Source organism: Microbacterium sp. ARD31, assembly GCF_031844425.1.
This window is the reverse complement of record NZ_JAUZVE010000012.1, coordinates 132,680-151,261: the sequence shown is the minus strand read 5'-3', so window position 1 is coordinate 151,261 and position 18,582 is coordinate 132,680. Positions and strand designations below refer to the sequence as shown.

The following is an 18,582-nucleotide window of genomic DNA, read 5'->3' as shown; positions in this document are numbered from 1 at the left end:
AACCCACCGTCGGCCTCGGGCCGCCACACGAAGGAGAGCAAGGATGAGATTCACCAGGACCAAGGCGCTGGTCGCCGCGGCGGGGTTGGCCCTGTCACTGGCCGCCTGCGGTGACGCCGGCGAGGACAGCGAAGGACCGGACGTCGACGTCGCGGAGGACGCCGGCTCCGAGTTCGAGGACGGCACCCGCATGAAGGAGCTGGCCGACGCCGGCACCATCAAGGTGGGCGTGAAGTACGACCAGCCCGGGCTCGGCTTCAAGGACGCCGCCTCCGACATCCCGACCGGCTTCGACGTCGAGATGGCCAAGGTGCTCGTCGCCAGCCTCGGCATCGACCCCGAGGACACCTCGAAGGTCGACTACGTCGAGACCATCTCCGACAACCGCGAGCCGTTCCTCGAGGACGGCACCGTCGACCTCGTGCTGGCGTCGTACTCCATCACCGACGAGCGCCGGCAGGTCGTCGGCCAGGCCGGCCCCTACCTCGTCACCGGCCAGCAGCTGCTGGTCAAGGCCGACAGCGACGTCGAGTCCGTCGCCGACGTCAAGGGCGAGGAGGTCTGCTCGGTGACCGGGTCGACGTCGCTGGACAACATCGAGGCCGAGGGCGCCAAGCCGGTCGGATTCGACACCTACTCCGAGTGCGTGGAGAAGGTCCTCGACGGCACCGTGCAGGCGATGACCACCGACGGCACGATCCTCGCCGGCTACGCCGCGCAGAACGAGGGCGAGCTGAAGGTCGTCGGCGACGAGTTCTCCGAGGAGCGCATCGGCGTCGGCTACTCCAAGGACTACCCCGAGATGTGCCAGTGGATCGTGGACACGATCACCGAGGCCTACGAGGACGGCACCTACGAGGAGGCGTTCAACGCCACCCTCGGCCCCTCGGGCGTCGAGGTGCCCGAGCTCCCCGAGATGGACCCCTGCGAGTAGTCCGCGCCACCTGCTCCCTGCCCGGGTCGGCCGGCGACGGCCGGCCCGGCGGGGAGCACCCCACCTGAGAGGAGTGGCGTGAACGCCGTCCTGGACAACGTCGACCTCGTGCTGAGGGCCTTCGGATACACGATCTTCCTGTTCCTGGTCTCGGCCGTGCTGTCCCTCGTGCTGGGCACCGTCCTGGCCGCGATGCGCGTCGGACCGGTCTCGGTCCTGCGCGGCTTCGGCACCGCGTACGTCACCCTCGTCCGCAACACCCCGCTCGTCATGATCTTCCTGTTCTTCCAGCTCGGGGCGGGCAAGATCTTCGACTTCCTGCGCTTCACCTGGGTCGACATCCACATCGGCCCCTTCGACTTCACCTCGTTCTTCAGCGCCGCCGTCGCGGCGCTCAGCCTCTACACCGCCGCCTTCATCTGCGAGGCGATCCGGGCCGGCGTCAACGCCGTCCCGCTGGGCCAGGCCGAGGCCGCACGCGCGATCGGCCTGCCCTTCGCCGGCGTGATGAGCCAGGTCGTGCTGCCGCAGGCCTTCCGCGCATCGGTGCCGCCGCTCGCCAGCACGCTGATCGCGCTGCTCAAGAACACCTCGGTCGCCGGTGTCTTCGGCGTGATCGAGGCGGTCGGCCGGATGAAGGGCTTCACCAACGACTACGCCGACCAGCGCTGGGGCATCTTCATCTGCTTCGCCCTCGGCTACATCATCCTCGTCGAGGTCGTCTCGTTCTTCGCCTCGATGCTCGAGCGCCGTTGGAAGGTGGCCTGATCATGAACACCCCACGACATTCTTCTCCCCCGCTGCGCTCCTCCGAACAATGCCGCAGGGACCCCGCATGAGCGCCGGAGTCCTCTTCGACACCCCCGGGCCCGCCACCCGCGCCCGCCACCGCACGTACGGCGTCCTCACCGCCGTGGCACTCGTCGCGCTCGCCGCCTGGGTCGTGTGGCGCCTCAACGAGACCGGGCAGCTCGAGTACGACAAGTGGGAGCCGTTCCTCACGCCGCGCTACATCGAGGCCATCATCGTCGACGGCCTGCTGATCACCCTGCAGATGGCCTTCAGCGCGGTCATCGGCGCCCTGGTCTTCGGCGTCCTGTTCGGCGTCGGCAAGCTCTCCGACCACCGGTGGGTCCGCTGGCCCTGCTGGCTGGTCGTCGAGTTCTTCCGGGCCGTCCCGGTCATCATGCTGATGATCTTCTGCTTCTACGCCGTCTTCGGCGGCGTCGACGAGCTCAGCCGACGGACCTACTGGTCCGTCGTCATGGCCCTCACCCTCTACAACGGCGCCGTGCTGGCCGAGGTCTTCCGCGCGGGCATCAACGCCGTGCCGCGGGGTCAGGCCGAGGCGGCGTACGCCATCGGCATGCGCAAGACGCAGGTGATGACGATCGTGCTGCTCCCGCAGGCCGTGAAGATCATGATCCCGGCGATCATCAGCCAGATGGTGGTGGCCCTCAAGGACACCAGCCTCGGCTACGCCATCGCCGGTCTCGGCCTCACCCGCATCGCCAAGCCGATCTACCAGCAGTTCGGCAACCACGTGCCGACGATCATCGTGATCACCGCGATCTACGTCGTGGTGAACCTGCTCCTGACGCTGCTCGCGACGTGGGTGCAGCGCAAGTTCGTCGGGGAGAAGAAGGTGCTCGACGTCCCGATGGTGGGCGAGGCGCAGTCCGACCGGACGACCATCCCCTAGGCCTTGCGCGGGCTGATCCAGAGCCGGATCTCGCCCTCAACCACGACCGTGCCGTCCGCGCGCACGCCGCGCACGCGCACGGGCAGGTCGTAGCCGTCCCCGAGCTCGGCGGTCCACTGACCCGGGTCGGTCTCGGCGATGCAGGTGACGTCGGAGTCGGCCTTGGCCGTGTAGGCGACCTCCATCCCCTTGGGGATCCAACGGCGGTCGCGCGGGATGGTCGACTCGGCCAGCGCTCCCATCGCCGCCTCGAGGCCGTTGCACAGCGCGATCGCGTGCACCGTCTTGATGTGGTTGTGCACCCGGCGCCGCTTGGTGATGACGAGCTCGGCGTGGTTCGGCTCGATGACGGTGAACCGCGGGCGGACGGAGCCGAAGTAGGGCGCCTTCTGGCTGAACAGGAACGAGAAGAGCCGGTCACCGCCGACGGGCAGCGAGGAGGACTTCTTCCAGAGGTCGAGGACGGCAGGCATGCCCCGACATTACTCGTGAGTAACCAGCCAGGCCAGCACCCTCTCCGCCACCTCGCCGGCGGAGAGGTCGGTGTTGTCGACGAGGAGGTGCGGCCACCGCCCGAGCAGCCGCTCGCCCGGCGCGTCCCGGCCCGGCTCCGAGGTCATCCGGTAGCCGGCCTCGAGCTCGCGCACGTTGGCGTCGGACCACTCCACGTCGCGCTTCGACTTCTTCTCGGCCAGCCGGTGCTCGGTGCGGTTGCGGGCCAGCCGGGTGTCGAGGTCGGCGACCAGCTCGACGACCGCGACCCGGTCGCCGTACGGCTCCGCGAGGCGCTCGAGGTAGTCGGCCTCGTCCTGCTCGTCCATCCCCATCACGAAGGTGAAGACGAGGTCGGTGCCGGCCGCGGCCGCCTCCTCGATGACGCGCCGGCGGATCTCGGTGTTGAGGGTGCGGAACGGGGGCGTGCCGTAGTCGAAGACGTCGAGCAGCAGCTCGATGCTGTGGTGGTTGTGGAACAGCCGGAAGCCCGACCGGTCGGCGATCGCGCGTCCGACCGTCATCTTCCCGACGGCGGGCGGGCCGAGGACCAGCAGCAGGCGCATGCGCGGATGCTAGTCAGCGCGGGGCGAGCACCTCGACCCGGTTTCCGTGTGCGTCGAAGGCGTGGAACCGCACGTGCCCGGAGAAGGTGTCGCGCTGGCTCACATCCACCTCGAAGCCGAGGCGACGCAGCCGCCCGGCGGTCTCGTCGAGCACGGCCGCGTCGTCGACGACGAATGCCGGGTGTGCCTTGCGGGCAGGGGCGAACGGGTCCTCGACCCCGACGTGCAGCTCGGCGGCGACCGCACCGGCGTCGTCGTACGCCCGGAACCACGCGCCGCCGCGCGCGGCCAGGTCGGCCGGCTTCTCGACCTCGGTCATCGCGAGCCCCTCGGCGTAGAACCGGCGCGCGCCGTCCTCGCCGGCGGGCGGGCAGGCGACCTGGACGTGGTGGAGGCGCATCAGACCCGCACCAGGTCGGGCTTCTGCGCCACCACGAAGATGCGGCGGAAGGGCAGGATGACGCGACCTGCGGAGTCGGCGGGATAGGCCTCGCGCAGCAGCGCCTTGAACTCCTCCTCGAAGTCCGGCCGGAGGTCGTCGGGGAGCGCCTGCAGCGTCGGGCGCGCGCCCGTCCCGGAGACCCACCGGAAGACGGGGTCCTCGCCGGTGAGGACGTGGAGGTACGTCGTCTCCCACGCGTCGACCTCGCAGCCGAGGTCGAGCAGCACCCGGGCGTAGTCGGCCGGGCCGTGGCTGGTCGGCACCCGGGCGTCGCGGACGTGGGCGGCGTACGGCTCGCGCGCCGCGAGCTCGGTGCGCGCGGTGTGGCTCGGCTCGTCGAAGTTGCCGGGGACCTGGAAGGCGAACCAGCCGCCCGGCGCGACGCGGTCGAGGAGCCCCGGCAGCAGGTCGAGGTGCTCGGGGACCCACTGCAGCGTCGCGTTGGAGACGAGCACGTCGACGGGCGCGCGGAGGGCGAGGGGGTCGGGCTCGGCCCACGTGCGGAGGTCCGCGACCTCCCACGAGACGCCCTCGATCGCGCTGGCGGCCGCGATCATGTCCGGGCTGCTGTCGATGCCGGTGACGTCGGCCCCGGGCCAGCGGTCGACGAGCAGGGCGGTGAGGTTGCCGGGGCCGCAGCCGAGGTCGACGACCGTGTGCGGCTTCTCAGCGTGCACCCGCGCGAGCAGGTCGACGAACGGCCGCCCGCGCTCGTCGGCGTACGCGAGGTAGCGGTCGGGGTCCCAGGTGTGCGTCATGGTCGTCGTCCTCCTCGCGGCCTCGGTGGTGGTCCAGTGACGGACGGTCGTCGAAAAGCCGTCCTGACGACAGATTGTCACTGGACTAACCCAGGATGTGTCTTGATGTCGAGATATCTACCCTCGCCCCCAACCATCTCGATGTCAAGATTCTCGACCGGATCGGTCGTCTGGCAGGATGTCGTCATGCGCGACGAGGTGGACGACCTGGTCGAGGCGTGGGGCCGCGAGCGCGGCGACCTGGACCTCGCTCCCGTCGAGGTGTTCTCGCGGATCAGCCGACTGGCCCGCCACCTCGACCTCGCCCGGCGCGACGCCTTCACCGCGCACGGCATCGAGTCGTGGGAGTTCGACGTGCTGGCCGCGCTGCGTCGCGCAGGGGCGCCGTACGAGCTCTCTCCCGGTCGGCTGCTGCGCGAGACCCTGGTGACCAGCGGCACGATGACCAACCGCGTCGACCGGTTGACCGGCCGCGGACTCGTCGAGCGGCTCCCCGACCCGCGCGACCGCCGTGGCGTGCTCGTGCGCCTGACCGCCGAGGGCAAGGCCGCGGTCGACGGCGCCTTCGAGGCGCTGCTCGCCGCCGAGGCCGACCTGCTCGCCGACCTCAACGACAAGCAGCGCACCCAGCTCGCCGGCCTGCTGCGCTCGTTGCTCGCGCCCTTCAGCTGACGCCGACTCGACGACCTGCTCGACGACCTACTCGACGACCTCCGAGGCCTCGAGCCACTCCAGCTCCAGCTCGTCCTTCTCCGCCGCCAGATCACCGAGCTGCGCGCCGACCCGGGCGAGCAGGTCGTAGTCGCTGAGGTTCGCCTCCATCTCGGCGTGCAGCTCCGCCTCGCGTACGGCGATGCGCTCGAGCTGCTTCTCGACCCTGGCCAGCACCTTGCGGGCGGCGCGGTCCTCGGCCGACCCGGGGCGCGCCTTGGTTCCAGAGCCGTGGCTGACGTCGGCGTTCGGCTGACCGGGTTTCGACGCGCTCGTCGCGACCTCGCCCCTCGGTCGCGGAGCTCGCTCAACCTGCTCTCGCGACGCCGGCCGCTCGTTCCTCGCGGCCGCCTGCTCGCTTGCCCGCCGCTCGAGGTACTCGTCGACGCCCCGCGGCAGCATCGAGACCTGGCCGTCGCCGAGCAGCGCCCACACGGAGTCGGTGACGCGCTCGAGGAAGTAGCGGTCGTGCGAGACCACGACGAGCGTCCCGGGCCAGGTGTCGAGGAAGTCCTCGAGGACGTTGAGGGTGTCGATGTCGAGGTCGTTGGTGGGCTCGTCGAGCAGCAGCACGTTGGGCTCGCTGAGCAGCAGCTTGAGGAGCTGGAAGCGGCGGCGCTCACCTCCGGAGAGGTCGCCGAGCCGTGCGGTGAGCCGGTCGCCGGTGAAGCCGAACCGCTCGAGCATCGACGTCGCGGAGACCTCCTGGCCGTCGAGCGTGCGCGTGACCCGGCGGATCGACTCGACGGTCGGCAGCACCCGACCCTCGGGGTCGATCTCGTCGAGGGCCTGCGTGAGGTGCTGCATCTCCACCGTGCGGCCGCGCCTGACACGGCCGACGTCGGGCGGCAGCGCGCCGGAGATCAGGGAGAGCAGCGAGGTCTTGCCCGCGCCGTTGACGCCCACGATGCCGATGCGGTCGCCCGGACCGATCCGCCAGGTGGCGTGGTCGAGGAGCTTGCGGTCGCCACGCGAGAGGTCGACGTCCTCGACGTCGATGACGTCCTTGCCGAGCCGCTGGCTGGCGAAGCGCTGCAGCTCCATCCGGTCGCGCGGCGGCGGCACGTCGTCGATGAGCGCGTTGGCCGCCTCGATGCGGAACTTCGGCTTCGACGTCCGCGCCGGGGCGCCGCGCCGCAGCCACGCCAGCTCCTTGCGGGCGAGGTTCTGCCGGCGGGTCTCGCTCGCCGCGGCCTGGCGCTGCCGCTCGGCCTTCGCCAGGACGTACGCCGCGTAGCCGCCCTCGTAGGAGTCCACCGCGCCGTCGTGGACCTCCCACGTGGTCTGGCAGACCGCGTCGAGGAACCAGCGGTCGTGGGTCACCACGATCAGCGCGCTGGGCAGGCTGACGAGGTGCGAGGCGAGCCAGGCGACGGCCTCGACGTCGAGGTGGTTGGTGGGCTCGTCGAGCACGATGAGGTCGTGCCGGGAGAGCAGCAGCGCGGCCAGCGCGCAGCGGCGGCGCTCGCCGCCGGAGAGGCCCACCACGGCCCGGTCCAGCGTGACGCCGGCCAGCAGCTCCTCCACGACCTGGCGGGTGGTCGGGTCGGCCGCCCACTCGTGGTCGGCGCGACCGCCCAGCACCGCCTCGCGGACGGTGTGGCTGTCGACGAGCTCGTCGCCCTGGTGTAGGTAGCCGATCTCCACGCCGCGGGTGCGTGAGACGCGGCCGGAGTCGGGCTCCTCGATCCCCGTCATCACCTCGAGCAGCGTGGTCTTGCCGTCGCCGTTGCGCCCGACGATGCCGACCCGCTCCCCCAGCGAGATGCCGAGGGAGACGTCGTCGAGCAGCGGCCGGACGCCGTAGGACTTCGAGACCCGCTCGAGGTTGATGAGGTTCGCCATGACCGGGCGATCCTCTCAGGTGCGCCCCAGCGCGGGCGCGTCGGCGTACGCCCGCCCGGCGCGGTGCCGTGCGGGGCGGAGCCGGTCAGGGAGCCGTCGGCTGCGGACCGTCGGCGGTGGCTGCTGGTACGACCTCGCCGTGGGTCGGCGCGGCGCCGTTGCTGGCGTACTTCTGGATCAGCTGCTCGACGTCGAGGCCGGTCGTGGACTTCAGCAGCTCCATGGTCTGCACGAGGTTGTTGGTGACCTGGCGCGGCAGCTCGCCGGCGCCGTCGGCGGAGATCACGGTCAGCTTGTCGATGCCGGTCATCGGTCGGGCCAGCTCGGCGGCGACCTTGGGCATGACCTCGATCAGCATCTGGAGGACGGCGGCCTCGTTGTAGCCCGCGAACGCGGCGGCCTTCTTGTCCATCGCCTCGGCCTCGGCCTGGCCCGCGGCGAGGATCGCGGCGGCGGACGCCTCGCCCTCGGCCCGGGTCGCGTCGGCCTCCGCGACGCGGCGGGCCTTCTCGGCCTCACCCCGCTTGGCGCCCTCGATGGCCTCCGCCTCGGCGAGCGCGGAGCGGCGCGACTTCTCGCCCTCACCGGTCAGGCGGGCCTTCTCGGCCTCGGCCTCGGCGTTGGCGATCGACGCCGCCTTGCGCGCCTCGGCCTCAAGGATCTGGGAGTTGCGGCGGCCCTGCGCCTCGGTCTCGACGCGGTAGCGCTCGGCGTCGGCGGGCTTGCGGACCTCGGTGTCGAGCTGGCGCTCCTTGAGCGCGGCCTGGCGCACGGCGACCTTCTCCTGCTCGAGCAGGATCGCCTGGTCCCGGTCGGCCTGGGCCAGCGGGCCCGCGGCCGAGGCCTGGGCGTTGGCCGCGTCGGTCTCGGCCTTGATCTCCGCGCTCTTGAGGGCGAGGGCGCGCTGGGTGATCGCGATCTCCTGCTCGGCGGCGATGCGCGCCTGCTCAGCCGCCTGGCGGGCGTTCGCCTCGGCGATGGACGCGAGCTGGTTGAGCTTGGCGGCCTCGGGGCGGCCGAGGTCGGCCAGGTAGGAGCCGTCGTCGGTGATGTCCTGGATCTGGAAGGTGTCGAGGACCAGGCCCTGGCCGGTCAGCGACGACTCGGACTCCTCGGCGACGCGCTGGGCGAAGGCGGCGCGGTCGCGGATGATCTGCTCGACCGACATCGAGCCGACGATGGAGCGCAGCGCACCGGCGAGCACCTCCTGGGTGAAGGTCTCGATCTCCTGCTGCTGGGCCAGGAAGCGCTGCGCAGCCGCGCGGATGGAGTCCTCGTTGCCGCCGACCTTGACGAGCGCGACGCCGTCGAGGTTGAGCTTGATGCCCTGGCCCGAGACCGCGCCCCGGATCTGCACCGAGATGCGGCGCGAGGAGAGGTCGAGGGTGGCGAGCCGCTGCACGAACGGGATGACGAACACGCCGCCACCCATGACGACCTTCTGCCCGGACAGGTCGGTGGAGATCTCACCGGTCTCCGGGTTGCGCACCTCCCCCTTGCCCTTGCGGCCGGTGATGATGAACGACTCGTTGGGACCGGCGACCTTGTAGCGGGTGGTCACCAGCAGCGCCAGCAGCACCAGGAGGACGACGAGGCCGATCACTGACGTGACGACCGGGGACAGACCGAACATGCGGGCTCCTAGCGAGGTGACGGGTTCTGGGCGTTCAGGAGTTCAGGGGAGGAAGAGCGGCTCGACCTGGACGGCCGTGGGCGAGATGACCTGGGTGACGCTGACCTGGGTGCCGGGAGGCACGGCGACGCTCGAGCGGGCGTTGAGGCGGGTGATGTGGCCGCCCACGCTGATCGACACGACGCCGAAGCCGCCCTCGGGGATCGCGCTGACCACCGACCCGATCTTCTCGACCATGTCGGAGGTGCGGACCGTGTCGGTCGCGCCGTCGCCGTGGAGGAAGCGCGACGCCTTGGCCGCGGCCCAGCCCAGCAGCACGCCCAGCACCAGGCCGACGACCACGGCCACCGACGTGGAGCCGGTCGCGTCGAGGGCGATGGCGCCGCCGAAGCCGAGGGCGCCGAGGAAGCCGGCCAGTGCCTCGGTCGAGAAGAAGCCGGCGCTCAGCCCCTCGAGCGCTCCGTCGAGGACGTCGCCGAGGACCAGTGCGACGAGCAGCAGGACGACGCCGATGCCGCCCACCACCAAGAACACGGTCACGATGCCTCCCCCAGGTCGTGCTCGCGGCGCGAGTGCCGCGCACAACATAGCGGCATGCTTCCCCGTCCGCCGCAGTTCATGCCATCGGGTGTGGACCCCACCCGCCGCGCCTGCTCCGGACGTCAGGCCAGGACGTGCGCGCCGGCCACCGGCCCGACCGCGGGCAGCACCACGTCGTAGTGCTCCGAGAGGCCGGCGACGACCTCCATCGCCCCGTCGCGACCGTCGCAGAGGAACACGCAGGTCGGCCCGGAACCGGACACCAGTCCGCGCAGCGCCCCTGCCGCCTCACCCCGCTCGATCAGGGTGCCGAGCTCGGGGCGCAGGTCGATGGCCGGCTCCTCGAGGTCGTTGTGCAGCGCCCGGGCGAGGCGTACGGGCTCGCGGCCGGCGAGTGCGGCCAGCAGGTCGAGCGGCTCGGCGGGCTGCTCGGGGGCGTCCGGGCGGAGCCGGTCGAAGTGGCGGTAGACCTCCGGCGTCGACAACCCGACGGCGGCGGGTACGACGACCCACCACCAGCTGCCCGCGTCGTCGATCGGCTCGACGAGCTCGCCGCGGCCGCGCCCGCGCGCCGTACCACCCACGAGGGAGAAGGGGACGTCGCTGCCGAGCCGCGCCGCCTGCGCCAGCAGCACGTCGTCGGGCTGGCCCAGGTCGTGGAGGCGGTCGTGCGCCAGCAGCGCCGCAGCGCCGTCTGCCGAGCCGCCGGCCATGCCGCCGGCGACCGGGACCTGCTTGACGATCCGCACGCGGTGCCGGGAGCCGCAGGACACCTCGGCGAGGGCGCGCACCGCGATGTTGGAGGCGTCGGTGGGCACGCCCGCGACGTCGACGTGGGACGGTCCGTCGACGGTGAGGGCGTCCTCGTCCGCGACCTCGACGGTGACGTCGTCGTGCAGCGAGATCGCCTGGTAGACGGTGTCGAGCGGGTGGAAGCCGTCGTCGCGGACGCGTCCGACGCCGAGGTGGAGGTTGATCTTGGCGGCCGCCCGGACCGTGACCGGTTTCGAGGCTCGCTGCGCTCGCACCTCAACCATCAACGGCCTCGAGCCCCTGCAGGCCCTCCGCGATGCGGGCGAAGTCCTCGACGGTCAGCACCTCGCCGCGCGCGGTCGGGTCGACGCCGGCCTGCTCGAGGGCGGCGGTGGCCGCCTCGGCGGAGCCGGCGAGCCCGCGCAGGGCGGCGCGGACCTGCTTGCGGCGCTGGGCGAAGGCCGCGTCGACGACGGCGAAGACCTGCTCGCGCGTGGCGGTGGTCCGCGGCGGGTCGCGGCGAGTCCAGGCGACCAGCCCGGAGTCGACGTTGGGCGCCGGCCAGAACACGTTGCGGCCGATCGCGCCCGCACGGCGTACGTCAGCGAACCAGGCCGCCTTCACGCTCGGCACCCCGTAGGTCTTCGAGCCGGGCCCGGCGGCCAGCCGGTCGGCGACCTCGGCCTGCACCATCACCAGCCCGCGCTCCAGCGACGGGAGCAACGTGAGGAGGTGGATCAGCACCGGCACCGAGACGTTGTAGGGAAGGTTGGCCACCAGCGCGGTCGGCGCGGGGCCGGGCAGCTCCTCGACGCGCATCGCGTCGGCAAGCACGACCTCGAACCGGTTTGCCTGCGCCGGTGCGTACGACGAGATGGTGGCCGGCAGCCGCTCGGCGAGCAGCGGGTCCACCTCGATGGCGACCACCCGCCGCGCCACCTCGAGCAGGGCCAGCGTCAGCGAGCCGAGGCCCGGGCCGACCTCGACGACGACGTCCTCGCCACCGACACCGGACTCGCGCACGATCCGGCGCACCGTGTTGGCGTCGATGACGAAGTTCTGCCCGCGCTGCTTGGTCGGGCGCAGGTCGAGCTCGGCGGCGAGCCGACGCACCTCGGCCGGCCCGAGGAGCCTCGGGCCGGCCGGGTTCGTGGTCATGGGGCAACCCTAGTGCCGGGGTAGTCCCCTACGTTCTGGACGGTGCGGTGGTGCAGGACGTAGGGGACTACCCGGGTGGGTCAGCGGGGCAGGCCGAGCTTGGCGGCGCAGCCGGGCCAGGAGCCGTAGCCACCGGTGGCATCACGCAGCCGGGTCGCGACCGCGATCTGGGTCTCGCGGGAGGCCTGGTGGGGGTAGCCGGTGCCGCCGTAGGCGCGCCAGGTGCCGAGGTTGAACTGGAGACCGCCGTAGTAGCCGTTGCCGGTGTTGATGGCCCAGTTGCCGCCGGACTCGCACTGCGCCAGGGAGTCCCAGACGGTGCTGCCGCCGGCGAAGTTCGAGGTGGGCTCCTCCTTGGTGCCGACCTTCACGATCGTCGGCACGGGCTTGACGAGCGAGGAGGCCTGCACGACCTTGCGCGCGACCAGCTCGCCGTTGACGAAGCGGAGGCGGTAGGTGACCCGGCGGGCGCCGTCCTTGCCCGCGCGGACGACCTCCTCCTCGCCCTCGTACATGGTGGCGTCCTCGCGCTCGATGACCGGCGCGTCGACGACCTCGCGGGCGACCTTCTTCGTCGCCACGCGGATGTCCTTGACGACGACCGTGTCGCCGTCGGTGATCTCGGTGCCGAGGGAGGGACGCACCTTGTCGTGGCGGTCGACCTCGAAGCCCATCGACGACAGCACGTCGGCGACGGTCAGCGCGGTCACCTCACGCTTCCTCAGGTCCTTCGCGCCCAGCTTGATGCGCACGACCTTCGGCGTGACGACCTCGAGGCTGAGGCCGCTGCGACCGATGGAGGAGCTGCGGCTGGCGGACAGGTCGGCGCCCTCGAAGCGGCGGCCGATCTCGCCGAGCGCGCTCGCGACGTTGGTCGAGTTCACCCAGTGGGTCTCGGTGTCGCCGTCCACCGACAGCTCGAGCGGCCGGCCGAACTGCACGGCGATCGCCGTGCCGTCGGTGACGGGCTCGTCCATCGCGGGGGCGACGAGGTCCTTGTCGGTGAGCTCGATGCCCTCTGCCGAGAGGACGTCACCCACGGTGTCGCCGATGGCGCTCACCTGGGTGGTCCGGCCGTCGAGGCTGAGGGTCACGTCCTTGCTGAGGGCGGCGTAGCCGACCGTCGTACCTGCGACGGCCGCTACGACGACCCCCGCGAGGGTCGCCAGGACTGTCGTGGACCTGCTGAGCTGCGCGAGACGAGAGCGCACGATTCTCCGAACGTCGTACTCCCCGGGCCTCGGGCGGCAGCACGCCCCACTGACGGCGCGCAGCACCCAGCGAGGGCGTACGAGTTGCGAGCGGGGGTCTCGCGGAACCGGCCCGATCCGGCTCCAGGTGCTGCCGAAATCGCTCCCGATCCCGGCCAACAATCACAAGACGATAACGAAACCGACCCCTCGCGCAAACTCGAACGCCGAAATTCACCCGAGATCCCGCTCACGTGCGCGGCTCACCGACGGGCTACCAGGCGCCCCCGAAGGCGGCCTCGGTGTTGGCGTCGAGCGCCCGGCAGAGCTCCTCCAGGTCGTCGCCGCGGACCTCGGCCATGGCCCGCACCGTGACGGGAACGAGGTACGACGCGTTCGGCCGGCCGCGGTACGGCGTCGGCGTGAGGTAGGGCGCATCGGTCTCGACCAGGACGCGGTCGAGCGGGGTGGTCGCGAGCGCCTCGCGCAGGGGCGCGGCGTTCTTGAAGGTGACCGTGCCGGCGAAGCTCAGGTGGGCGCCGCGGTCGAGGCACCGGCGCGCGAAGGCGGCGTCGCCGGAGAAGCAGTGCATCACCCAGCGCTCGGGAGCGCCCTCCTCGTCGATCACCTGCAACACGTCGTCGTGGGCGTCCCGGTCGTGGATCACCAGGGTCTTGTCGAGCCGCTTGGCGAGGTCGATGTGGCGCCGGAAGCTCTCGACCTGGGCGGCCCAGCCCGCGTCGCCGGTCCCGCTCTGTGCGTGGCGGAAGTGGTCGAGGCCGGTCTCGCCGACCGCGCGCACCTTGTCGTGCACGGTGGCGAGCCGCTCGATCTCCTGCAGGGCCTGCTCGAGCTCGCCGGCGGCCGCGAGCCCGGGCGCCTCGTTGGGGTGCAGCGCGACGCCGGCCACGAGGGCGTCGTGCTCCGCGGCGGCCTGCACCGCCCACCGGGCCCCCGGGAGGTCGCAGCCGATCTGCACGATCCGCGGCACCCCGACCGCGGCGGCCGCGGCCAGGGCCTCGTCGGTGGTCAGCCAGTCGCCGTCGGCGATGTCGAGGTGGCAGTGATTGTCCACCACCGGGTGCGGCAGCGCCTCCGGCGCGGGCGGTCGCTCGCGGTCGCGGCGGGCGCCCGACCGTTCCTCGGTCCCGGCGCGGCTGCGGGTGGGCTCAGCGGTGGACAACGTCGTACACCTCCCGCTTGGGCAGTCCTGCCCGCTTCGCGACCTCGGCGATCGCCTCCTTGCGGGTCGAGCCGGACTCCTCGAGCGCGGCCACGGCCGCACGGAGCGAGCCGGGGTCGGTGGCCACGGCGGGGGCGCCCCTCGATCCCTCGACCACGATGGTGACCTCGCCGCGCACGCCGTCGGCGGCCCAGGCGACGAGCTCGCCGAGCGGGCCGCGGCGTACTTCCTCGTGGGTCTTGGTGAGCTCGCGGCACACCGCAGCCGAGCGGTCGTCGCCGAGGGCCTCGGCCATCGCGGCCAACGCCGCCTCGGTGCGGTGGGGCGCCTCGAAGAACACCATCGTCCGCTCCTCCGCGGCCAGAGCGGCGAGCCGGCGCCCGCGCTCCCCTGCCTTGCGCGGCAGGAAGCCCTCGAAGCAGAACCGGTCGACCGGCAGGCCGCTGACGGCGAGCGCGGTCAGCACGGCACTCGGGCCGGGGACCGCGGTCACCGGGACGTCGTTCTCGACGGCAGCGGCGACGAGGCGGTAGCCCGGGTCGGACACGCTCGGCATCCCGGCATCGGTGACGAGCACGACCCGGTCCCCTGCCAGCAGCGCCTCGAGCAGGGCCGGCGTGCGGGCCTGCTCGTTGCCCTCGAAGTACGACACCACCCGTCCCGAGAGGGTGATCTGGAGGTCGGCGCAGAGACGCTTCAGCCGCCGGGTGTCCTCGGCGGCGACCACGTCGGCGCCGGCGAGCTCGGCCGCCAGGCGCGGCGGTGCGTCGCCGGCCTGCCCGATCGGAGTGCCCGCGAGGACCAGGACGCCAGCCATGTCCCGATCATGTCAGGCCGCGTCCGGGTGCTCCGCTCTGGTTAGAGTTCCCGACGTGACCCAGACTGCCGCGGCTCCGGTGGTGACCCCGACCGCGGCGGAGCGGAACCGTCCGCGCTGGCGGTCGGAGGACCCGCTGCTGGGCTGGGTGGGTGCCATCTGCCTCGCCAGCCTGGCGTTCTTCCTGCGGCGCTGGCACCTCGGCACGCCCCACCAGTTCTCCTTCGACGAGACCTACTACGCCAAGGACGCCTGGTCGCTGCTCAACTTCGGCTACGTCCGCGCTTACGTCGAGGACGCCGACAAGACCATCCTCAACGGCGACGTCACCGGCCTGTGGCAGGACGGGCCGTCGATGATCGTCCACCCCGAGGTGGGCAAGTGGCTGATCGCGGCCGGCGTCGAGGTCTTCGGGATGGAACCCGCCGGCTGGCGGATGGCCTCCGCCGTCGTCGGTGCGCTGATGGTGCTGCTGATGTGCCGCTTCGTCCGGCGTGTGACCGGCTCCACGGTGCTGGGTCTCGTCGCCGGGCTGCTGCTCTCGCTCGACGGCCTGCAGCTGGTGCTGTCGCGGCTGGCCCTGCTCGACATCTTCCTCGCCTTCTTCATCCTCTGCGGTGTGCACTGCGTGGTCGCCGACCGGCAGTGGCTGCGCGACCGGCTCGCGGCAGGAGCACGCCGTACGTGGTGGCGCCCGTGGCTGCTGCTGGGCGGCGTGGGCTTCGGCCTGGCCTGCGGCACCAAGTGGTCGGCGGTCTACGCGCTGGCCGCCTTCGGCGTGCTGGCCTGGCTGTGGAGCGCCGGCGCGCGCCGCGCCTTCGGGCAGCGGCGGCCCCTCCTGCGCTCGGTGGTCCTCGACGGCGTACCGGCGTTCCTGGCCCTGGTCGGGGTCGCGCTGGTCACCTACGTCGCGTCCTGGACGGGCTGGCTGCTGCACGCCGACGCCTACGAGCAGGCGTTCAGCAACACCCAGTACACGACGTACGACGGCGGCGAGCCGTGGCCGACGGCCAGCGAGCCGGACGCCAGCGGGGTCGGCGAGGTCACCCAGTCGCTGCGCTCGCTCTGGTACTACCACCAGGACGTCTACACCTTCCACAGCCACTTCCTGAACGACTCGACGCACGTCTACGCCTCGAAGCCGTCGACCTGGCTGGTGATGGGACGCCCCGTGGGCGTCGACGCGCAGACCGACATCCAGCCCGGCGCGCAGGGCTGCGGTGCCCCGAGCGGCTCGACCTGCATCCGCCAGATCCTCCTGATCGGCAACCCGGTCGTGTGGTGGGGCGGGTGCCTGGCGATGATCGCCTCGCTCCTGCTCTGGATCGGCGCCCGGGACTGGCGCCACGGCGTCGCCGTCGTCGGCCTGGCCGCCACTTGGCTGCCCTGGTTCCTCTACGACGACCGCCCCATCTTCTTCTTCTACGCGATCGCCAGCCTGCCCTTCCTCGTGCTCTCGATCGCCCTCGCCTTCGGGCACATGGTCGGCACGGTCGACGCCGCGGGTCCGCGCCGCACGTTCGGGGTGGTCGTCGCCGGGAGCTGCACCGTGCTGGCCGTCATCGCCTTCGCCTGGTTCTGGCCGATCTGGACCGACGCGCTGCTCACCAAGTCGGAGTGGGACGCGCGGATCTGGTTCCGGCGCTGGATCTAGACCACCTAGCCGTCGGCGGCCACGGACGCCGCAGTTTTCGTCAAGATGACCCGAAATTCCGTGTCGCCTAGTGCATTCGGGCCATGCGTGGCCCCACCATGGTCCCCAGTCGCCGCCGGTGGCGACGCACGAACCCCTGGGGAGGGTCGCGATGAGCTCGACGTTGCTGCACATCTGCCTGGAGACCGACGGTGCTCCCGACGCGGAGGGGCACGAGGTGGGCAGCCGCTGGATCTGCGAGTGCGGCCTCAACTACGTCTTCCACGAGGGCTTCAACCCCCGCGGCGGGCTGACCAACGCCTGGTTCGTGGCCCCGCCGCTGCCCAAGCCGCGCAGCGCCGTCGGCAAGCTGCTGTTCGGCCCCCGCAAGGGCTGACCTGAGGCGCGTCGAGCGCCACCCACACGTGACCCCGCCCGATCCAGCCCGGGCGGGGTTTCTCGTCGCCGGCCCACTACCCTGACGCCGGTGCGCGGCCAGATCTCCTTCATCCACGTCCTGCGCGGCGTGGCCGCGCTGCTGGTGGTCTGGGCCCACCTCGGGGCCTACTGGTTGTTCACCGTGGGCGGGACGTCGGCGCTCCAGGACCTCTGGCGTACGACGGTCGCGGCGCCGCTGCGCCTGTACCAGGACGGCGGCTACCTCGGCGTCGTGCTCTTCTTCCTGATCAGCGGCTACATCGTCACGCACGCCTCGCTGTCCGAGACCCGCACCAGCTTCGTCACCAAGCGGGTGCTGCGGATCTTCCCGCCGCTGGCGTTCGCGCTCGCCGTGCTCTGGTCGCTGATGCACCTCATGCCGGCGCTGGGCGTGCCCATGTCGGCGTTCCCGGGAGGCCCGCCCGCCCGGTGGGTCCAGTCCCTGCTGCTGCTCGACTTCCTCACGCCCGGCACCCGCGTGCTCTCCGTGACCTGGACGCTGGCGAGCGAGATGGTCTTCTACGTCATGGTGCTGGCGGCGCTCGTGGTGCAGCGCAGCCGTCCCCTGGCGGCCACCCTCGTCATGGGCGCGGGATGGGCCCTCGCCTGCTGGCTGGTCGTCGCCTCGGCGTTCGGCCTGCCGCCCACCCCCGAGGCGGCCGGCATCCTCATGCTCGTGGGCGTGCTCCTGGTCGGGCGCTGCACCTACCTGGTCCATGCCCGCCTGGTCGCTCCCGCCGCCGGCGTGGCCCTGGCGACCGTAGTCGCCGTCCTGGTCGCCGTCTTCCAGGAGGCCTGGTCGCCCGGGTTCCTCCTCGACCGGGCCGACACCCCTGGCGAGCCCGTCGTCGCCTACGCCATGGCGGTCGCGGTCTTCGTCGGCATGCTGGTGTGGTCGCCGAGGCGCGCGGCACGACCCCTCGCCTGGCTCGGCGACATCAGCTACTCGCTCTACCTGCTCCACATGCCGGTCGGCTTCGCCGTCCTCGGCGTCCTGCACCGGCTCGACGTCCCGAGCTCGCTTGCCACGATCCTGGGGGTGGCCGCCTCGCTGGCGGCGGCGCACGTGTCGTACCGCCTCGTCGAGCGGCCGAGCCAGCGGCTCGCACGCGACCTGCTGCGCCGCGGTCCCGTGCTGGTCGCCGCCCCGGTCACCACGCCCCGGGGAACCGGCTCGACCCCGCGATCACCAGCAGGCTGACCAGCAGCGCGACGCCCACGGCGATCAGCACGGCCTGGCCGAGGTGCCGCGTGCCGGGGACGGCCAGCAGCACCAGTCCGGCGAGCACCGCGAGCAGCGGCAGCACCCACACCGGTACGACGGCGGAGAGCAGGCCCGACGCCAGTGCGAGCGCCGCGCCGCCACCCAGCGCGGGAGCGATCGGGACGGGCCGGGTGCCCCGGGGCAGGCCGACCTCGGTGACCGGCCCCGTCGCCGCGAGCTGGTCCGGGGCGAGGACCCGCAGCAGCAGCGTCACCGTCGCGGGGTCCGCCACCACCACGACGTCGCGCCACCGGTCCGCCACCGCGTGCCGGCGCACCAGGGCGTCGAGGTGGTGGCCTCGGTCGGCGTCCGGGAAGCGGACGGGGGCGAGCAGCACCTCGGGGACGACGTCGTGGCGCTCGCGCCCAGCCCCCGTGGCCAGTGCCTCGACGACCCGCTTCGCCTCCGCCGTCGGCGCGGTCAGCACCGTCGCCTCGCGGCCGAGCCGCGCACGCAGGGCGGTGAGGGCGGCGGCGTCCTCCTGCGCGGTCACCACGAAGATCCGCTGGAGGTCGGTCACGAG

General features: G+C 72.1%; 20 protein-coding genes. 7 read left to right on the top strand and 13 right to left on the bottom strand.

Features of this window, described 5'->3' with window-relative positions; all coding sequences use genetic code 11:
* Positions 1-43: 43 nt before the first annotated feature.
* The 3 genes from Q9S36_RS25190 (at position 44) to Q9S36_RS25180 (ending at position 2,636) form a co-directional block, all read left to right on the top strand.
* Positions 44-934: a glutamate ABC transporter substrate-binding protein gene (locus Q9S36_RS25190; protein WP_311287575.1), complete on the top strand. Its 891-nt coding sequence runs from the start codon at positions 44-46 to the stop codon at positions 932-934.
* A gap of 78 nt (positions 935-1,012) precedes the next feature.
* Positions 1,013-1,702, top strand: coding sequence for an amino acid ABC transporter permease (locus Q9S36_RS25185; protein ID WP_311287574.1), 690 nt, complete (start codon positions 1,013-1,015; stop codon positions 1,700-1,702).
* A gap of 67 nt (positions 1,703-1,769) precedes the next feature.
* On the top strand, positions 1,770-2,636 hold the full coding sequence (locus Q9S36_RS25180) for an amino acid ABC transporter permease (protein ID WP_311287573.1): 867 nt from the start codon (positions 1,770-1,772) through the stop codon (positions 2,634-2,636).
* On the opposite strand, the gene Q9S36_RS25175 is transcribed toward Q9S36_RS25180, so the two are convergent.
* From Q9S36_RS25175 to Q9S36_RS25160, 4 genes are read right to left on the bottom strand one after another with little or no spacing between them, the layout of a single operon-like run.
* A complete protein-coding gene (locus Q9S36_RS25175) occupies positions 2,633-3,109 on the bottom strand; it encodes a hotdog fold domain-containing protein (RefSeq protein WP_311287572.1) in 477 nt (158 codons plus the stop codon). The two genes, Q9S36_RS25180 and Q9S36_RS25175, sit on opposite strands and share 4 nt — an antisense overlap.
* Positions 3,110-3,118: 9 nt before the next feature.
* Positions 3,119-3,694, bottom strand: coding sequence for an AAA family ATPase (locus Q9S36_RS25170; protein WP_311287571.1), 576 nt, complete (start codon positions 3,692-3,694; stop codon positions 3,119-3,121).
* A gap of 13 nt (positions 3,695-3,707) precedes the next feature.
* Complete coding sequence (locus tag Q9S36_RS25165; protein WP_311287570.1) at positions 3,708-4,094, bottom strand: VOC family protein; 387 nt, start codon at positions 4,092-4,094, stop codon at positions 3,708-3,710.
* Positions 4,094-4,894: a trans-aconitate 2-methyltransferase gene (locus Q9S36_RS25160; RefSeq protein ID WP_311287569.1), complete on the bottom strand. Its 801-nt coding sequence runs from the start codon at positions 4,892-4,894 to the stop codon at positions 4,094-4,096. The genes Q9S36_RS25165 and Q9S36_RS25160 overlap by 1 nt, the downstream gene beginning before the upstream one ends.
* A gap of 186 nt (positions 4,895-5,080) precedes the next feature.
* Here Q9S36_RS25160 and Q9S36_RS25155 point away from each other — a divergent pair, with 186 nt between their 5' ends.
* Complete coding sequence (locus Q9S36_RS25155) at positions 5,081-5,566, top strand: MarR family transcriptional regulator (protein ID WP_311287568.1); 486 nt, start codon at positions 5,081-5,083, stop codon at positions 5,564-5,566.
* Between the two features lie 27 nt (positions 5,567-5,593).
* Here the strand turns inward: Q9S36_RS25155 and Q9S36_RS25150 are convergent, their stop codons facing one another.
* From Q9S36_RS25150 to rsmI, 8 genes are all read right to left on the bottom strand, one after another.
* Entirely contained in the window at positions 5,594-7,450 is a 1,857-nt protein-coding gene (locus Q9S36_RS25150) for an ABC-F family ATP-binding cassette domain-containing protein (protein WP_311287567.1), read from the bottom strand.
* Positions 7,451-7,535: 85 nt separating this feature from the next.
* Positions 7,536-9,083: an SPFH domain-containing protein gene (locus Q9S36_RS25145; RefSeq protein WP_311287566.1), complete on the bottom strand. Its 1,548-nt coding sequence runs from the start codon at positions 9,081-9,083 to the stop codon at positions 7,536-7,538.
* A gap of 42 nt (positions 9,084-9,125) precedes the next feature.
* Entirely contained in the window at positions 9,126-9,623 is a 498-nt protein-coding gene (locus Q9S36_RS25140; protein ID WP_311287565.1) for a hypothetical protein, read from the bottom strand.
* Positions 9,624-9,745: 122 nt separating this feature from the next.
* Entirely contained in the window at positions 9,746-10,660 is a 915-nt protein-coding gene (locus tag Q9S36_RS25135; RefSeq protein WP_311287564.1) for a 4-(cytidine 5'-diphospho)-2-C-methyl-D-erythritol kinase, read from the bottom strand.
* Positions 10,653-11,534 (bottom strand): 16S rRNA (adenine(1518)-N(6)/adenine(1519)-N(6))-dimethyltransferase RsmA, encoded by an 882-nt coding sequence (rsmA, locus tag Q9S36_RS25130; RefSeq protein ID WP_311287563.1) that lies wholly within the window; start codon positions 11,532-11,534, stop codon positions 10,653-10,655. The genes Q9S36_RS25135 and rsmA overlap by 8 nt, the downstream gene beginning before the upstream one ends.
* 80 nt (positions 11,535-11,614) lie before the next feature.
* Complete coding sequence (locus Q9S36_RS25125) at positions 11,615-12,745, bottom strand: transglycosylase family protein (protein WP_311287562.1); 1,131 nt, start codon at positions 12,743-12,745, stop codon at positions 11,615-11,617.
* Positions 12,746-12,998: 253 nt separating this feature from the next.
* The gene (locus Q9S36_RS25120) at positions 12,999-13,907 is read right to left on the bottom strand and encodes a TatD family hydrolase (protein ID WP_311287561.1); all 909 of its coding nucleotides are present in this window, start codon (positions 13,905-13,907) and stop codon (positions 12,999-13,001) included.
* Entirely contained in the window at positions 13,894-14,724 is an 831-nt protein-coding gene (gene rsmI / locus Q9S36_RS25115) for a 16S rRNA (cytidine(1402)-2'-O)-methyltransferase (RefSeq protein ID WP_311287560.1), read from the bottom strand. Before rsmI ends, Q9S36_RS25120 begins: the two co-directional genes overlap by 14 nt.
* A 55-nt stretch (positions 14,725-14,779) precedes the next feature.
* Between rsmI and Q9S36_RS25110 the strand changes: the two genes are divergently transcribed.
* From Q9S36_RS25110 to Q9S36_RS25100, 3 genes are all read left to right on the top strand, one after another.
* Complete coding sequence (locus Q9S36_RS25110) at positions 14,780-16,378, top strand: phospholipid carrier-dependent glycosyltransferase (RefSeq protein ID WP_311287559.1); 1,599 nt, start codon at positions 14,780-14,782, stop codon at positions 16,376-16,378.
* A gap of 151 nt (positions 16,379-16,529) precedes the next feature.
* Positions 16,530-16,754, top strand: a complete 225-nt coding sequence (locus Q9S36_RS25105) for a hypothetical protein (RefSeq protein ID WP_311287558.1) — start codon at positions 16,530-16,532, stop codon at positions 16,752-16,754.
* 90 nt (positions 16,755-16,844) lie between these two features.
* Entirely contained in the window at positions 16,845-17,996 is a 1,152-nt protein-coding gene (locus tag Q9S36_RS25100; protein ID WP_311287557.1) for an acyltransferase, read from the top strand.
* Here Q9S36_RS25100 and Q9S36_RS25095 read toward each other — a convergent pair.
* On the bottom strand, positions 17,947-18,579 hold the full coding sequence (locus Q9S36_RS25095; protein WP_311287556.1) for a hypothetical protein: 633 nt from the start codon (positions 18,577-18,579) through the stop codon (positions 17,947-17,949). The two genes, Q9S36_RS25100 and Q9S36_RS25095, sit on opposite strands and share 50 nt — an antisense overlap.
* Positions 18,580-18,582 lie beyond the last annotated feature (3 nt).

Coding starts and splice junctions, on each gene's coding strand:
- Q9S36_RS25190 (WP_311287575.1), top strand. CDS start 44: ATGAGATTCACCAGGACCAAGGCGCTGGTCGCCGCGGCGGGGTTGGCC.
- Q9S36_RS25145 (WP_311287566.1), bottom strand. CDS start 9,083: ATGTTCGGTCTGTCCCCGGTCGTCACGTCAGTGATCGGCCTCGTCGTC.
- Q9S36_RS25165 (WP_311287570.1), bottom strand. CDS start 4,094: ATGCGCCTCCACCACGTCCAGGTCGCCTGCCCGCCCGCCGGCGAGGAC.
- Q9S36_RS25135 (WP_311287564.1), bottom strand. CDS start 10,660: ATGGTTGAGGTGCGAGCGCAGCGAGCCTCGAAACCGGTCACGGTCCGG.
- Q9S36_RS25175 (WP_311287572.1), bottom strand. CDS start 3,109: ATGCCTGCCGTCCTCGACCTCTGGAAGAAGTCCTCCTCGCTGCCCGTC.
- Q9S36_RS25160 (WP_311287569.1), bottom strand. CDS start 4,894: ATGACGCACACCTGGGACCCCGACCGCTACCTCGCGTACGCCGACGAG.
- Q9S36_RS25150 (WP_311287567.1), bottom strand. CDS start 7,450: ATGGCGAACCTCATCAACCTCGAGCGGGTCTCGAAGTCCTACGGCGTC.
- rsmI (WP_311287560.1), bottom strand. CDS start 14,724: ATGGCTGGCGTCCTGGTCCTCGCGGGCACTCCGATCGGGCAGGCCGGC.
- Q9S36_RS25105 (WP_311287558.1), top strand. CDS start 16,530: ATGAGCTCGACGTTGCTGCACATCTGCCTGGAGACCGACGGTGCTCCC.
- Q9S36_RS25170 (WP_311287571.1), bottom strand. CDS start 3,694: ATGCGCCTGCTGCTGGTCCTCGGCCCGCCCGCCGTCGGGAAGATGACG.
- Q9S36_RS25180 (WP_311287573.1), top strand. CDS start 1,770: ATGAGCGCCGGAGTCCTCTTCGACACCCCCGGGCCCGCCACCCGCGCC.
- Q9S36_RS25155 (WP_311287568.1), top strand. CDS start 5,081: ATGCGCGACGAGGTGGACGACCTGGTCGAGGCGTGGGGCCGCGAGCGC.
- rsmA (WP_311287563.1), bottom strand. CDS start 11,534: ATGACCACGAACCCGGCCGGCCCGAGGCTCCTCGGGCCGGCCGAGGTG.